This window comes from Glycomyces sp. NPDC047010 (assembly GCF_040644205.1).
In the GTDB taxonomy this organism is placed as follows: domain Bacteria; phylum Actinomycetota; class Actinomycetes; order Mycobacteriales; family Micromonosporaceae; genus Glycomyces.
In genome coordinates, this window is record NZ_JBEYVY010000017.1 from 12,696 (window position 1) to 26,260 (window position 13,565).

A 13,565-nucleotide genomic window follows, 5' to 3' on the forward strand; every position below is an offset into this window, starting at 1 on the left:
GGGCGATGGAACGAACGCGAGCCAGTCTCTCATGACCGGCTCGCGGGGACGTTTCGGGCGCGTCTCAGGTTCGCACCGGGGGCGCGGGCGGCAGGGGCGCCGCATGTGCCGCGACCGGCGCCGCCTGCGCCGTCGCCTTGCGCCGCTTGGCCCGCCACCGCAGCGGCACCAGGACCGCCGCGAACCCGAGCGCGACCAGCGGCAGGAACGGCAGGACCACGCCGACCGCCACCGACAGCCCCACGAGCAGGCCCAGCGCGCCCTTGAAGCCCACGACCAGGCCGTCCCAGAACGAGTCCGGCCCGGTGTAGCCCGGGTCCGAGCGGTGCGCCTGCGGCGCGGTCACCGTGAAGTCGATGGTGGACAGGGCGACCCGCTCCTCCAGGTCCGCGAGCTGCTGCTGGAGCGAGGCGAGTTCGCCCTCCCGCGTGGCCAGCTCGGACTCCAGGTCCAGGATCGCGGTCACCGACTCGGCGTCGGCGAGCAGCTCCCGCACGCGCTCCACGCTGGCGCTCTTGGTCGCGATGTACGACTCCAGGTCCACCACCGCCTCGGTCACGTCCTCTGTGGTCACCGACCGGTTCACCTCCCGCTCCGCGAGTGCGGTGAGCCCGTCCATGGCGTCCTGGAAGTGCTCGGACGGGATGCGCATCGTCAGCCGTGCGCTCCCGACCACCCCGTCGTCGGTCGCGGTGAGGTCCCGCTCGTCGGCCGTCACATACCCGCCGAACGACTCCGCGAGGTCCCACACCTCCTCGGCCACCCGGTCCGGATCGGGGTCGGCGACTTCGAGCGCCGACTCGTACACCACGGCCCGGTCCCCGGCGCTGACCTGCGGATCGGCGATGCCGGCGCCGTCCCCGACCGTGCCGCCGTCAACGGCACCGTCATCGACGGCGCCCTGGTCGGCGGCCTCCGGCTCGGCCGCGTCCGACCCGCCGTCCGGATCGCCCGGGGCCGAGCAGCCGAGGAGGAGCAGCGCCGCCGCGGCGGCCACAATGGATATCCTGAACGTGCGCATGTGCTGCCTCGCAAGGGGGAAAGGAGGGGTGGCGGCCAGGGATCCGCCGCCGCTTCCAACGATCCTCGCGGTGCGTCACGGTCCGGGAACGAACCGCTATCGGTCGGGAGGGATCCGACATCGCTCCGGATACTGTTGCCATATTCTTGCAATAAGAACCGCGATCGAACCGAGGAGCCCCATTGACCGCCAGCGACCCGACCACCGGACCCAACCCGGGCGACACCGGCACCCCCCGGCCGATCGTCCACTACGGCGACCCGGTGCTCCACCGCGCGTGCAAGCCCGTCGAGGCGTTCGACGACGCGCTGGCGTCCCTGGTCGAGGACATGTTCGCGAGCATGTACGCCGCCAACGGCGTGGGCCTGGCCGCCAACCAGATCGGCGTCGACGCGCGCGTGTTCGTCCTCGACTGCGAGGACGCCGACGGCGAGCGCACCGTCGCCGCGGTCGTCAACCCCGTCCTCATCCTGCCCCCGCCGCCCCGCGACCTCATGCTCGGCGAGGAGGGCTGCCTCTCGGTCCCCGGCCCCTACACCGACACGCCCCGCGCCTCCACCGCGACCGTCGAGGGCTTCGACCCCGCCGGGAATCCCCTCCGCATCGACGGCACCGGCACCCTTGCGCGCTGCCTCCAGCACGAGTCCGACCACCTCGACGGCACCGTCTACGTCGACCGCCTCCCCGCCAAGACCCGCAAGCGCCTCCTCGCCGAGGCGGGCCTCCGCTGACCCCGTCGCACCCCTCGGGCACCATCGGTCCCATGCGATACGAGGAAGTGAAGGCCGACCTGCGCGCGGCCTACGACGCCGACGCCGACGACCGCGCGGCCATGGACGACGCCCCCTGGAAGCGCGCCGAGCGCGAGCGCTTCGCCGCCCACCTGCGCGAGGCGGGAGCCGCGACCCTCCTGGAGATCGGCGCGGGCCACGGCGTCAGCGGCCGGGCCTTCGCCGACGAGGGCTTCGCGGTCACCTGCACCGACCTCTCGCCCGCGCTGGTGGCCCACTGCCGCGCCAAGGGCCTCGACGCCCGCGTCATGGACTTCGCGCGCCTCGACTTCCCCGACGCCGCCTTCGACGCCGTGTTCGGCATGAACTGCCTGCTCCACGTCCCCAAGGCCGACCTGCCCGGCGTCCTCGACGGCATCGACCGCGTCCTCGCCCCCGGCGGCGTGTTCTACTGGGGACAGTACGGCGGGCGCGACTCCGAAGGCGTGTGGGACGGCGACGCGTACGAGCCGAAGCGGTACTTCTCGTTCTTCACCGACGAGGCGATCGAGCGGCTCGCGAAGGCGCGCTTCACCCTCGTGGAGGCCGCCTACCTGCCGATCGACCGGCACATCGGCCAGTACCAGGGGCTCGTCCTCCGCAAGCGCTGAGCGGCAAGGGCACGCGAACGGGCCTGGGCAAGGGGGCCGGTGCGGTTCTATCCTCGGCTCAGGCCGCCCGGGTGCGGCGCCGAGGATCGGAAGGGGGAATGCGCATTGTCAGCTGAGCGCCATCAGATCGCGGAGCTCGTCGCGACCGGCAAGGACGGGCGGATGTACGCGACCGAGCCGGAGAAGCTCCGGCGGCTCGTGCACTTCGAGCTGGCCAGGGAGCCGCGGCTGCCGCAGCCGGAGCTGCGGCTCGCCGGGGTCGGGCTCGTCGCCCTCGGGGACTACGCGGCCGCGCAGCGGGTGCTCGCCGCCGCCGTGGAGCGCGCCGAGACCCCGAACCAGGAGGTCGCCGCGCTCGTCAACCTCGGCGACGCCCACCGCTACCCCGGCTCGCTCGACGCCGCCGAGCCGGTCTACCGCCGCGCCATCGAGCTCGCGCGCACCAGGTGCCCCGAGCTCGTCCACTTCACGCTCCAGCACTACGGCAAGCACCTCATCGACGCCCGCCGCGCGCACCTCGCCGTGGACGTCCTCACCGAGGTCCTCCAGATCCGCGAGCGGCTCGGCGACCCCGCGCTGATCGCCTCGACACAGGACGCGCTGAGCCTCGCCCGCGCGGCCGTCGGGCAGCGTACGATCTGACCGCGCCGCGAACCGATGCGAAGGAGCACCATGCCCGCCGACACCGCAGACGCGAACCTGAAGGCCGCCAACGGCCTCGCCCGCCTCTCGGGGATCTTCCGCGCCGAGGCCGCGAACGGCCTGTTCTGGGGCGCCGGACCCGACGAGGAGGCCCGGCTGCGGCGCCTGCGCGAGCTCGCCGCCGCGCTCCTCGCGCAGATCGACCACCGGCCGTACGAGGAGGTCCTCGCGGTCTACGGGGCCGACACGGGCCTGCGGACCCCCATGCCCGGCACCGAGCTGCGCATCGACTGCGCCGACGGCACGCGCCTCGTGCGGCGCCGCCGCCTCAGCCGCACCTCCGGGACGCTCGGCCAGCGCCTGGAGACCGTCGCCGCGGCCCTGCGCACCCGCGTCCCCGCCGAGCCGGTCGCCATCGCGGACACCGACCTCGCGGGCCTGCCGTGTCCGCACACGTTCCTGCTGGTCTACGAGATGGAGACCCACCTCGACGCGCCCGCCGCCGCGGCGCTCCTCGAACCGTCAGAGCCCGACCTCGAAGGGGACGTGCCGAGCCTGAACCCCTCGGCCTCCGCGCAGGAGCCCGAACACGGGCCGCTCGCGGTCGGCCCGGTCGTGAGCCAGCTCCTCGACGCGGTCGCCGCGCTCGCCAAGGAGTCGCTGGCCGAGACCGTGAACTTCTATGAGCGCGAACGGCAGCAGCGCGTCCTGTCGCTGTGCGAGTCGGCCGTGGCCGCCGACGTCGACTACCCGCGGATCGACTGCGGCGATCTCGCCGCCGACTGCGTCTCGACCGGCGCCGACGCGGCGGTCTTCGACGAGTCCGGGCGCCTGCTCGTCATCCGCCGCACCGACACCGGCCAGTGGGCCGTCCCCGGCGGGGCCGCCGAGGTCGGCGAGCCGGTGGGCCTCGCGGCGGTCCGCGAGGCGTCCGAGGAGACCGGGCTCGACGTGGAGCTGACGGGCCTGTCGTGGGCGTTCGACAAGCGGGACACCAAGCTCGGCGACGACCGCATGCCGATGATCATGAGCTTCACCGCGAGCGCCCTCGACCCGGAGCAGCCGCTGCGCCTCGCCGAGCTCGAAGCCTCGGAGGCCCGCTGGATCACCCGCGAGGAGGCCGGAGCCATGGACCTGTTCCGGGGCCATGAACTCCGCATCCCCGCGGCGTTCGCCCGCCACCGCGGCGAGCGCTGAGCGCTACCAGAGCCAGGTCGTGCACGACTCCTGGACCGCCAGTTGGGCCTGCGCCTCCTCGTCCGACCCCTCCTCGGTCGCGTAGAACAAGTTGAGGTCGTCCAGGCACGCGCGCATCGACTCCGCGTCCGCGGCCTGCACTTCGAGCTCGCCGACCTGCGTCTCCGCGGCCTCCAGGTCCTCCTGGAGCTGCGCGATCTCGCCCTCGCGGTCGTCGAGCTGCGTGCGCATGTCGTCGAGGTCGCCGCTGGTGCGCAGCCACAGCGCCAGCGACAGGGCCGCGCCCGCGAACCCGATGACGGTCAGCACGGCCAGGACCGGGACCATCGGCGAGCGCCGCTGCGGCGGCGGCCCCGCCATGAGCACGGGCTGCGTGAGCGGCTGTGACAGACCGGGTTGCATGCCCGGCTGCATCGGCTGGGTGGGCACGTACCCGGTGGGGGCGGGCTGCGGGACGGGGGAGTAGGCCGGCGGGGCGCTCTGCGGCTGCGAGTACCCGGGCGGGGCGCTCTGCGGCTGCTGGGGCTCGCCGGCGTCGCCGAAGCTGTAGTGCGGGGGCGGGTTGTACGTCATGACGGGCTCCTTCGACGGGGTGTTGTCCGTCCACCGTAGGACGGCGGCGCGAACCGGGACGGTCGCCGGTGTTCCGACGACCGCGCATGTGCCGCGGTTGCACCCGTGATGCAACCGTGACACAGCGGTCCGACAGTCCCTTTCTCGCACACCCGGTGCGGGACCCCGCCCGGAGGCGGGCGCGGCCGTGACCGCGCCCGCACCCGGCTAGGCGGCCTTGAGGGTCCCGCCGTCGATCACGTGGTCGGCGCCGTGGATGTTCGCGGCCCGGTCGGAGAGCAGGAACGCCACCAGGTCGGCGACCTCCTCGGGCTCGCCGATGCGGCCCGACGCGATCCCGAACTGCGACGGGATGCCCGCCAGCAGGTCCGCGTGCGCGACGCCGAACGCCTCGGCCACCTTGCCGCCGAACCGCTCCTCGTCGCGCCACAGCGGCGACCCGATGACGCCGGGGGACACGGTGTTCACCCGGACGCCCAGCGGCGCGACCTCCTCGCTGAGCCGCTTCGAGAACATCGTCAGCGCGGACTTCGCCTCGGCGTAGGCGACCGGCGCGCCCGAGGGCACGCGCCCGTTCACCGACGAGACGTTCACGATCGCCCCGCGCCGCTCGATGATCCCCGGCAGCGCCGCGCGCGTCGTGCGCACCGCGCTGAACAGGTTGAGCCCGAACACCTCCGCCCACTGCTCGTCGGGGATGTCGAGGAACCCGCCGATGACCATGCGGTCGGCGTCGCCGCCGCCCACGTTGTTGACCAGGAAGTCGATCCCGCCGACGGCCCGCACGGCCTCGGCCACGATCCCCTCGGCCCCCTCGCGGGTCGACAGGTCCGCCGCGATCGTCGCGGCCGCGGCCTTCTCCAGTTCGGGGGTGACGGTGCGGGCCGCGCCCACGACGCGGACGCCTTCAGCCGCAAGGGCTTCGGCGACGGCGAGGCCGATGCCCCGGCTCGCCCCGGTGACGAGGGCGGTCTTGCCGTTGAGTCCCAGTTCCATGGTGGTGCCTTTCGTAAGGGTTCATATTCTTGAACTTGAGGTCAAAAATCAGGGTGAGAAAAACGCCCTCTCGCGAGGGCGCGGTCCGGGCTAGAAGCCCGCCAAGGCGGACTCGATGATCCCGTGCAGCACGGGGCCGTCGTGGGTCCGGGCCATGACGCGGAGCCCGACGATCGTGTTCATGAGGAGCAGCGCCTGCGAGCGCGCGTCCACCTCCGGTGCGACGTCGCCGTCGCGCTGGCCCCGCTCCAGCCGCCGCGTCAGCAGCTCGATGGTGCGGTCGGTCATGCGCCGCACGGCCTCGGTGGCCTCGGGGTCGCGGCCGCCCAGCTCCAGCGCGGTGTTCGCCGCGAGGCAGCCGCGCCGCACCGGGGCGTCCAGGTCGGTGTCGACCAGGAACTCCAGGTAGGCCCGGATGCGCTCCTTGGCGGTCCCCGGCTCGTCCAGGTACGCCTCGGTCAGCTCGGAGCCGCCGCGGCCGTACAGGTCGAGCGCCTTCCCGAACAGCTCGCGCTTGGACCCGAACGCGTGGTAGAGGCTGCCCTTGCCCACGCCGGTGGCCTCCGCGAGGTCGGCGGGGGAGGTCCCCGCGTACCCGCTCGTCCAGAACGCCTCCATCGCCTGCGCGACGACCGCGTCCGGCTGGAATTCCTTCGGCCTGCCCATGCCGAGAAGCCTAACCCGTTCTTGACCCGAGGGTCAACAATATCGTGTCCCCGATCACCATATATCTGTAACGTGTTGGCTCCCAAGGGATTCCGATCCGCTGAACGCCGGGTGTCGGCTCCCCGACGCGCCGGTTGCCGCGTTTGCCACGCCGGGCGATACTAGAGCGGTGCTCAAACCCCTAGCCATCGCCTCCGATCTGGACGGTACGCTGCTCGCCCCCGGCGGCCTGCTCTCCGAGCGGACACGCGACGCCCTCGCGGCCGCCCGCGCCGAGGGCCTCGCGATCGTCGCCGTCACCGCCCGCACCCCCTACGGCGTCGACGTGCTCACCGACCTCCTGCCGCTCATCGACGGCGCGATCTGCGCCAACGGCGCCATCGACTACGCCCCCGCGACCGGCCGCATCCGCGTGCTGCGCTCGATCCGCCTCGGCGCCGCCCGCCGCGTCGCCGCCGCCGTCGCCGAGCGCCTCCCCGACGCCGTCTTCGCCGTCGAGACCGGCACCGGCATCATCGGCGAGGAGGCGTACCGCCCGCTCGTGGGCTCCACGAACTGGGACTTCGCCGCCACCGTCGACGCGGTCTTCAAGCGCGCCAAGCGGGCCGTGAAGCTCAAGGTCTACTGCGCCGAGCGCACCGGCGAGGAGATGGCCGCCGTCGTCGCCACCGCCGACCTCGGCGGCCTGTCGATGTGCCACTGGGGCGACTTCGGGATGCTCGACTTCAACGCCCGCGGCGCCGACAAGGCGTTCGGCCTCGCCTCCTGGTGCAAGGAGCGCCGCATCGGCCCCGACGAGGTGGTCGCCTTCGGCGACATGCCGAACGACGTGCCGATGCTCGCCTGGGCTGGGCGCTCCTACGCCATGGGCGACGCCCACCCCGAGGCCGTCGAGGCCGCCACCGACCGCACCGCCACCAGCGCCCAGGACGGCGTCGCACAGGTCATCGAAGCCCTCCTCGCAGGTGACACCGCCGCGGCCGCTTAGAGAACCCAACGTCCACAACCGAATCCACTGTGTCCGAAATTGTCGGAAGTATCGGGACTTGTCGGTCAATTGTATGATTAGACTCCCTTTGGCCTCCCCTTCGGCGCGGCGTCACGATCGCCGGGCCGAGAAAGGAACGGACACATGCACATGAAGCGAAGGCTCGCCGCGGCCGGCGTCGCCCTGGGGGTCGCCGCGGCGGCCACCGGCGCCGCGTACACCGCGCAGGCCGACCCCGCCGGTCCGTCCGCCTCCACCGAACCCGTCACCTGGACCGTGGACGGCCTCACCGCCGCCGACGTCGCCGAACTCGAGACCCTCGGCTTCGACGTCGCCGCCGAACACGGCGGCGAGGCCCAGATCATCGGCGACGAGACCGTCGCCGACGACCTCCGCGCCCTCGGCCACTCCCCTGAGTTCCACGACACCGTCTACAAGGAGCTCGGCGCCACCTCCCAGCAGGACGGCACCTACTACGGCGGCTACCGCACCGTCGACGCCATCGAGACCCACCTCCAGGACGTGGCCGACGCCAACCCGTCGCTCACCCGCCTCCACGACATCGGCGACTCCTGGCTCAAGACCCAGAACGACGGCGGCCACGACATCTACGCCATCTGCGTCACCGCCATCGCCGACGGCGACTGCGAGCAGGACCCCGACTCCGCGAAGCCCCGCTTCTCCCTGATCGCCCAGATCCACGCCCGCGAGATCGCCACCGGCGAGATCGCCCTCCGCTGGATCGACAAGCTCGTCGCGGGCTACGGCACCGACGCCGAGGTCACCGACCTCCTCGACACCACCGAAGTGTGGGTCGTCCCGGTCGTCAACCCCGACGGCGTCGACGTCGTCTCCTCCGGCGGCGACGACCCGGTCCTCCAGCGCAAGAACGTCAACGACTCCGCGGGCAACTGCGGGAGCAGCGCCGGCATCGACCTCAACCGCAACTCCTCGTTCGAGTGGGGCGGCGACTCGTCCAACCCGTGCGCCGAGACCTACCAGGGCGCCTCCGGCGCCTCCGAGCCCGAGACCCAGGCCGTCGAGGACTGGCTCCGCGCCCTCCACCCCGACCAGCGCGGCGAGGGCCAGGACGACCCGGCCCCCGACGACGCCCGCGACGTGTTCCTGACGCTCCACTCCTACGGCGAGTACATCATCGTCCCGTGGGGCTTCACCTCCGACGCCGCGCCGAACGACGCGGCACTGCGCGCCCTCGGCGCCGACATGGCCGAATCGAACGGCTACTTCGTCGGCACCAACGACGATACCGTCGGCTACAGCACCAGCGGCACCACCGACGACATGGCCTACGGCGAACTCGGCGTCGCCTCGTTCACCTTCGAGGTCGGCCCCGACTTCGGGAACTGCGGCGGGTTCTTCCCCGCGTTCTCGTGCGTCGAGGACACCCTCTGGCCCGAGAACGAGGGCGCCATCATGACCGCGGCCCAGGCCGCCGCCGCACCCTACGCCGGTTAGACACGCGTCCCGGCGGGCCCGCGCCCGCCGGGACGCCCCGATTTCCCCGAACCGCCGCCGCGCCCCGCCGACCCGCCCATACTGACCGGAACACGGGCACTAGGCGAGGAGCGGGCGATGGCCGACACAGGTGAAGCCAAGAGCGGCAGGGGTCTGCGCCGCCTCATCACGGCGGTCGTCATCATCGCGCTGGCCGTCTGGTTCATCCTCGCCAACACCGAGACCGTCGGCATCAAGCTGTGGCTCGTGCGGGTCGAGACCCCCATGTGGATCATGTTCACCGTCATCTTCATCGCGGGCTGGGCCGTCGGCGCCCTCCTGCGCCGCCGCTCCGCGAAGAAGAACGCCTGACCTACCCGAGCGCCGCCAGCAGCCCCCGGTACGTCGCCTCGACGTCCCCGGGGACGCTCTCCACCGCGACCGCCTGCGGCCGTTCGCTGACCAGCGCCTCCATGCGCGCGTGGTACGCCCGCAGCCCGTCCTCGCCGCCCGCATGAGTCTCCGCCGCCTCGACGTGGACCGGGTCCGCGGCGACCTCAGCGCGCTCGGCGAACCGGCGCACGAGCCGGTCGGCGTCGTCGCGGAGGTACACCTCGGCGAATTCGGCGCCCGACTCCGCGGCCGTGGCCGCGAGCCGCTCGATGAACTCGACCCGCCCCACCAGCTGCGGCACCACCACGTCGTACCCGGCCGCGAGGTGCTCCCGCGCCGCCGCGACCGCGAGCGACCGCGCCCGCACCCCCGCCGCCCCCGGGTCGTCCCGCCAGCGCCCGAGCATCCGGCGCACGTGGTCCAGGTCGAGCACGAGCGTCAGCGGCCGGTCCGCGGCGTAGCGCCTTGCGAGGGTCGACTTCCCGACCGCGGGGGCGCCGTTGAGCAGGATCAGGCGTGGCATCGGGCCACTTTAGCGGCAGCGGTAGAAGACGAGCCGCTTCGTGAAGTCGAACGTCGTGTGGGACGCGAAGTGCTCGGCGAGCAGCCGCTCGGCCGCGAGCATCGACGCCTCGTAGACCGCGTCGGTGCAGTCCATGAGCGATCGCGCGGAGCGCAGGTACGCGATGAGCGGCTCCGGCTCGGGCACTGAGACGGGGCCGGTGTCGGCGAAGACCTCGACGGTGTCGAAGCGGGCCTTGAGGAGTGCCGGGGCGTTCGCGGAGTCGAAGTGCGGCAGGGGGCCGCGGGGGTCGTAGCGGTCGGCTTCGGGCAGGGTCGCGATGGCCTTGCGCCACAAGACGTACAGGGCGTCCATGTCGTCGGCGGCGTTGGTGGCGACGAGGAGGGTGCCGCCGGTCTGGAGCACGCGGCGGAACTCCGCCACGGCCGCGGCGACATCGGGCACGTGGTAAAGCATGTGGAGCGCCAGCAGCCCGTCGACGCCGCCGTCGGGGTACGGGATCGCCTGCGCGTCGGCGGTCATCGCCGGTTCGGGCACCTCGGCGAGCATCCCCGGGGCCTTGTCGACCGCGACCACGGTCGCCTCGGGGCGGTCCGCGCGCAGGCGGCGGGTGTACCGGCCGTACCCGGCGCCGACGTCGAGGATGAGCCCCAGATCCCGGGGGAGGAGCCCGGCCGCGAACTCGACGGGGTCGAAGTCGTCCCGCCGGAACCGGAACAGGCCGACCCGGGTCTTCAGGTTCCCGGCGTCGCGGTAGTTCTCCATCGTGCGCTCGACATCGACGACCATGCAGTGTCCCTTCGCGAGTGGAGCGGACGAGGCTACCGCGGGGATCCGGGCGGTGCAACCGCTGCGCGCCGCGGCGGGGCGGGTTAGGGTGGGCCGTATGCATGTCGTCATCGCCGGAGGGCACGGGCAGATCGCGCTGCTCCTCACCGAGATCCTGGCCGCAGAAGGACACTCCGTCACGGGGCTGATCCGCAAACCTGAACAGGCCGAGGACATCGCGGCGATCGGCGGGCGGCCGATCGTCATCGACCTCGAACAGGCCGACGCCGAACACCTCGCGGGGCTCCTGGCCTCCGAGACCGACGGCTCCGTGGACGCGGTCGTGTTCGCCGCGGGCGCCGGGCCCGGCAGCGGGGCCGAGCGGAAGGAGTCCGTGGACCGGGCCGCGTCGGTGCTCCTTGCAGACGCCGCGGTGGCCGCGGGGGTGCGCCGGTTCCTCCAGATCTCCACCATGGGCGCGGGGACGACGCCCGATCCGGCCCGCGACGAGGTGTGGGCCGCCTACATCGAGGCGAAGACCGCCGCCGAGGACGACCTCAAAGCGCGCGACCTGGAGTGGGTCATCGTGCGGCCCGGGGCGCTCACCAACGACGCGCCCACCGGCGCGGTGCTGCTCGCCGACCCGCCCGCGGGGCGCGGCGAGGTGACGCGCGCGGACGTGGCCGCGGTGCTCGCGGAGATCCTCCGGACCCCCGCGGTGACGCGGCGGGTGCTCGAACTCCGGGGCGGCGAGGACGCCGTGCCGGACGCCGTGTCCGCCTTCGCGTCCTGACACCGTCCGCAGTGGTCTGATTTCCCGCAGCAAACGCATATGCGGATTGCGTCGGCGAATCCGAGTGCTCGATACTGTACCGATGCGATTTGGTGTGGTTCCTTCCTCTGTCCGCCGCGACGTCCTCAACTGGCACGGCGAGTCGGGCCGCGCATGGCTCGACGACCTCCCCAGGACGGTCTGGAGCCTCAAGCGCACATGGTCCCTCCGGATGGACGGGCCGCCCTACGACGGCGGATCGCACTCCTACGTGGTCCCGGTGCGCCGCGCCGACGACTCCCCGGCCGTCCTCAAAGTCATCTACCGCGACGACGAGAACATCGGCGAACCGACTGCGCTGCAACGGTACGGGGGCGACGGGGCCGTCGAGCTGTACGACTTCGACCCCGCGACCGGCGCGATGCTCATGGAGAAGGCCGTCCCCGGCAACCGCCTCAAGTCGACCCGCTTCTTCGGCCACAAGACGCCCGCGGCCGCCTGGCGCCGCATCGGGATCGCGACCGGGCTGTACCGGCGGCTCTGGCGCCCTTACGAACCCGTCGAGGGCTACCCGGGCCTGCCCGCCGCCACCGAGATGCTCGACGGCTGGCGCGCGGCCTACGGCGAGCCGACCGCCGAGGTGCGCCGCCGCCTCGGGGACGACCGCCTCCGCGAGGCCGTCGCCCGCTGCGACGCCCTGGACGACGCGCCCGAGACCGGCATCGGCAACCGCGACACGCACCTGACCAACATCGTGTCGGCCGAACGGGAGTCGTGGCTCGTCATCGACCCGAAGCCCTACCTCGCCGAGCGCGCCTTCGACGGCGGGTACTTCCTGTTCACGCAGGAGATGTACGGCCCGCACAGCGGCCGGGACCTGCTCCGCGCGGTCGCCGAGGGCCTCGGCGCCGACAGCGAGCGCGTCAAGGCGTGGGCGCTGCTGCGCTTCGCCGACCACCTCGCCCACCACGCGGACGAGCGCGAGCTGGACGCCGCGTCGAAGGCGATGCGGGAGCTGGAGGACGCCTGAGGGGGGCCGCCGGGCTCCGCTCCCGGCGGTCCGCCACCGGAATCAAGCGCTTTCCGGCCCGATCGGGTGAAAAAGACCCGGGTCGGATTTCCGACTCCGGGCCGAGTCGCGGATGAGTCGAACGGTCCCTTCAGGACTCACTCGCGGCCGGCGCGGCGGACCGCCAGGAGCCCCCGCAGGCCGATCGCGCCGATCGCGACGCCGAGCCCGAAGGACGTCACGGCCAGTACCAGGTGGACCCAGAAATAGCCCGTCGGGTCACCCGCGGCGTCGAAGGCGAGGCCGCTGACGTCCTTGAACAGATTCTTTACGAAGGTCGACCATACGATCAGCGACCACACGCCGAACGCGAGGAGGAACACGGAGACACCCCGACTGAGCTTCATCCGCCCAGTATCGGGGCCCCGCGGGGGCCCGGACATTCCGGGCGCGCCCCACCGGTCGCCGGTCACGTCCGGGCCCGGTCCGACCCGCTTCCGCCGACCGGTGCGCCGGGTCCGCCTACTATCCTGGGCATTGGAGACCCGGTGTCACTCTGTGCGGCAGTTGCGTGCATACCGTGGTCTGCGATGATGGAGACCGGATTGTCATCAATGCATGGAATGGCGGGCCCGGAATGAGCGGACCTGAGCACCCGATGCCCAGCGGGTATCCCGACCCCGAGACCGTGGGCTGGCTGCGCACTGAGGAGATCGAGTTCCTCGAACTCCACATCAGAATGACGATCACCCCCGGCGAGCGCATCGTGCAGCTCTGGGAGCTCAAGGGCGACCGCCCGGTCTCGTGGATCGGCAACGTCTTCCGCATCGACTCCGAGCCCCCCGGGCTCTACCTGAACCACAAGCACGAGAAGGGCCTCAGCCGCCCCCAGCGCGACGCCCTCGCGCGCATCGCCGCCAAGTTCTGGAAGTCCTGACCCCGCCGACCGCGGCCGTCACGCACCTGGCCACCACGAACATGCCCGTGAAACACGTCGCCGCCAAGCAGGCCCGGGGTCGGGAGACCGTCGAACGGCTCCTGTCCGCCGCCCTCGACCTCTACGCCCGCACCGGCCCCGAGGGCTACACGATGACCGGCGTCATCAACGCCAGCGGCGTCAGCGTCGGCAGCCTCTACCACCACTTCGGGTCCTTCAACGGCCTCACCGCCGCGCTCTACGG

The 13,565-nt window shown here is 72.4% G+C and carries 17 protein-coding genes and 1 pseudogene; 11 read left to right on the top strand and 7 right to left on the bottom strand.

Translation table 11 applies throughout. The annotated features are described in order from the left end of the window. Positions 1-64: 64 nt before the first annotated feature. Positions 65-1,021 (bottom strand): DUF4349 domain-containing protein, encoded by a 957-nt coding sequence (locus AB0A65_RS25245; protein WP_359955150.1) that lies wholly within the window; start codon positions 1,019-1,021, stop codon positions 65-67. Between the two features lie 182 nt (positions 1,022-1,203). Here AB0A65_RS25245 and def point away from each other — a divergent pair, with 182 nt between their 5' ends. The 4 genes from def (at position 1,204) to AB0A65_RS25265 (ending at position 4,241) form a co-directional block, all read left to right on the top strand. Next, entirely contained in the window at positions 1,204-1,752 is a 549-nt protein-coding gene (gene def, locus AB0A65_RS25250) for a peptide deformylase (protein WP_359955153.1), read from the top strand. Positions 1,753-1,784: 32 nt separating this feature from the next. Then, positions 1,785-2,402, top strand: a complete 618-nt coding sequence (locus tag AB0A65_RS25255) for a class I SAM-dependent methyltransferase (protein WP_359955156.1) — start codon at positions 1,785-1,787, stop codon at positions 2,400-2,402. Positions 2,403-2,507: 105 nt separating this feature from the next. Next, positions 2,508-3,044 (top strand): tetratricopeptide repeat protein, encoded by a 537-nt coding sequence (locus AB0A65_RS25260; protein WP_359955159.1) that lies wholly within the window; start codon positions 2,508-2,510, stop codon positions 3,042-3,044. A gap of 30 nt (positions 3,045-3,074) precedes the next feature. After that, positions 3,075-4,241 (top strand): NUDIX domain-containing protein, encoded by a 1,167-nt coding sequence (locus AB0A65_RS25265; RefSeq protein ID WP_359955162.1) that lies wholly within the window; start codon positions 3,075-3,077, stop codon positions 4,239-4,241. A 3-nt stretch (positions 4,242-4,244) separates the two neighbouring features. Here the strand turns inward: AB0A65_RS25265 and AB0A65_RS25270 are convergent, their stop codons facing one another. The 3 genes from AB0A65_RS25270 to AB0A65_RS25280 form a co-directional block, all read right to left on the bottom strand. After that, positions 4,245-4,814 carry a hypothetical protein gene (locus AB0A65_RS25270; protein WP_359955165.1) on the bottom strand — a complete coding sequence of 190 codons (570 nt, stop codon included), beginning with the start codon at positions 4,812-4,814 and terminating at the stop codon, positions 4,245-4,247. A 207-nt stretch (positions 4,815-5,021) separates the two neighbouring features. Then, positions 5,022-5,810, bottom strand: a complete 789-nt coding sequence (locus tag AB0A65_RS25275; RefSeq protein WP_359955168.1) for an oxidoreductase — start codon at positions 5,808-5,810, stop codon at positions 5,022-5,024. Positions 5,811-5,900: 90 nt separating this feature from the next. Beyond that, entirely contained in the window at positions 5,901-6,476 is a 576-nt protein-coding gene (locus tag AB0A65_RS25280) for a TetR/AcrR family transcriptional regulator (RefSeq protein ID WP_359955171.1), read from the bottom strand. A 169-nt stretch (positions 6,477-6,645) separates the two neighbouring features. On the opposite strand from AB0A65_RS25280, the gene AB0A65_RS25285 reads away from it, so the two are divergent. The 3 genes from AB0A65_RS25285 (at position 6,646) to AB0A65_RS25295 (ending at position 9,291) form a co-directional block, all read left to right on the top strand. Beyond that, the gene (locus tag AB0A65_RS25285; RefSeq protein WP_359955174.1) at positions 6,646-7,464 is read left to right on the top strand and encodes an HAD family hydrolase; all 819 of its coding nucleotides are present in this window, start codon (positions 6,646-6,648) and stop codon (positions 7,462-7,464) included. A 144-nt stretch (positions 7,465-7,608) separates the two neighbouring features. Continuing rightward, positions 7,609-8,940, top strand: coding sequence for a M14 family zinc carboxypeptidase (locus AB0A65_RS25290; protein WP_359955177.1), 1,332 nt, complete (start codon positions 7,609-7,611; stop codon positions 8,938-8,940). Between the two features lie 117 nt (positions 8,941-9,057). Next, positions 9,058-9,291 (top strand): DUF1049 domain-containing protein, encoded by a 234-nt coding sequence (locus AB0A65_RS25295; protein WP_359955180.1) that lies wholly within the window; start codon positions 9,058-9,060, stop codon positions 9,289-9,291. Between the two features lies 1 nt (position 9,292). Here the strand turns inward: AB0A65_RS25295 and AB0A65_RS25300 are convergent, their stop codons facing one another. Continuing rightward, positions 9,293-9,835, bottom strand: coding sequence for an AAA family ATPase (locus AB0A65_RS25300; protein WP_359955182.1), 543 nt, complete (start codon positions 9,833-9,835; stop codon positions 9,293-9,295). 9 nt (positions 9,836-9,844) lie between these two features. After that, entirely contained in the window at positions 9,845-10,624 is a 780-nt protein-coding gene (locus tag AB0A65_RS25305) for a class I SAM-dependent methyltransferase (protein ID WP_359955185.1), read from the bottom strand. A 97-nt stretch (positions 10,625-10,721) separates the two neighbouring features. Here AB0A65_RS25305 and AB0A65_RS25310 point away from each other — a divergent pair, with 97 nt between their 5' ends. Next, a complete protein-coding gene (locus AB0A65_RS25310; RefSeq protein ID WP_359955188.1) occupies positions 10,722-11,396 on the top strand; it encodes an NAD(P)-binding oxidoreductase in 675 nt (224 codons plus the stop codon). A gap of 94 nt (positions 11,397-11,490) precedes the next feature. Continuing rightward, a complete protein-coding gene (locus tag AB0A65_RS25315) occupies positions 11,491-12,405 on the top strand; it encodes an aminoglycoside phosphotransferase family protein (protein WP_359955190.1) in 915 nt (304 codons plus the stop codon). Positions 12,406-12,542: 137 nt separating this feature from the next. Here AB0A65_RS25315 and AB0A65_RS25320 read toward each other — a convergent pair whose 3' ends face one another. Beyond that, complete coding sequence (locus AB0A65_RS25320) at positions 12,543-12,791, bottom strand: hypothetical protein (RefSeq protein ID WP_359955193.1); 249 nt, start codon at positions 12,789-12,791, stop codon at positions 12,543-12,545. 230 nt (positions 12,792-13,021) lie between these two features. On the opposite strand from AB0A65_RS25320, the gene AB0A65_RS25325 reads away from it, so the two are divergent. Together AB0A65_RS25325 and AB0A65_RS25330 are read left to right on the top strand one after the other, a co-directional pair. Then, a complete protein-coding gene (locus AB0A65_RS25325) occupies positions 13,022-13,321 on the top strand; it encodes a hypothetical protein (RefSeq protein WP_359955196.1) in 300 nt (99 codons plus the stop codon). Between the two features lie 41 nt (positions 13,322-13,362). Then, a pseudogene (locus AB0A65_RS25330) lies at positions 13,363-13,536 on the top strand (TetR/AcrR family transcriptional regulator); the annotation flags it as partial. Positions 13,537-13,565 lie beyond the last annotated feature (29 nt).

Bases quoted from the DNA above. Each gene is read 5' to 3' on its own strand.
- AB0A65_RS25245 (WP_359955150.1), bottom strand. From the start codon at position 1,021: ATGCGCACGTTCAGGATATCCATTGTGGCCGCCGCGGCGGCGCTGCTC.
- AB0A65_RS25255 (WP_359955156.1), top strand. From the start codon at position 1,785: ATGCGATACGAGGAAGTGAAGGCCGACCTGCGCGCGGCCTACGACGCC.
- AB0A65_RS25265 (WP_359955162.1), top strand. From the start codon at position 3,075: ATGCCCGCCGACACCGCAGACGCGAACCTGAAGGCCGCCAACGGCCTC.
- AB0A65_RS25270 (WP_359955165.1), bottom strand. From the start codon at position 4,814: ATGACGTACAACCCGCCCCCGCACTACAGCTTCGGCGACGCCGGCGAG.
- AB0A65_RS25275 (WP_359955168.1), bottom strand. From the start codon at position 5,810: ATGGAACTGGGACTCAACGGCAAGACCGCCCTCGTCACCGGGGCGAGC.
- AB0A65_RS25280 (WP_359955171.1), bottom strand. From the start codon at position 6,476: ATGGGCAGGCCGAAGGAATTCCAGCCGGACGCGGTCGTCGCGCAGGCG.
- AB0A65_RS25290 (WP_359955177.1), top strand. From the start codon at position 7,609: ATGCACATGAAGCGAAGGCTCGCCGCGGCCGGCGTCGCCCTGGGGGTC.
- AB0A65_RS25295 (WP_359955180.1), top strand. From the start codon at position 9,058: ATGGCCGACACAGGTGAAGCCAAGAGCGGCAGGGGTCTGCGCCGCCTC.
- AB0A65_RS25300 (WP_359955182.1), bottom strand. From the start codon at position 9,835: ATGCCACGCCTGATCCTGCTCAACGGCGCCCCCGCGGTCGGGAAGTCG.
- AB0A65_RS25305 (WP_359955185.1), bottom strand. From the start codon at position 10,624: ATGGTCGTCGATGTCGAGCGCACGATGGAGAACTACCGCGACGCCGGG.
- AB0A65_RS25310 (WP_359955188.1), top strand. From the start codon at position 10,722: ATGCATGTCGTCATCGCCGGAGGGCACGGGCAGATCGCGCTGCTCCTC.
- AB0A65_RS25320 (WP_359955193.1), bottom strand. From the start codon at position 12,791: ATGAAGCTCAGTCGGGGTGTCTCCGTGTTCCTCCTCGCGTTCGGCGTG.
- AB0A65_RS25325 (WP_359955196.1), top strand. From the start codon at position 13,022: ATGAGCGGACCTGAGCACCCGATGCCCAGCGGGTATCCCGACCCCGAG.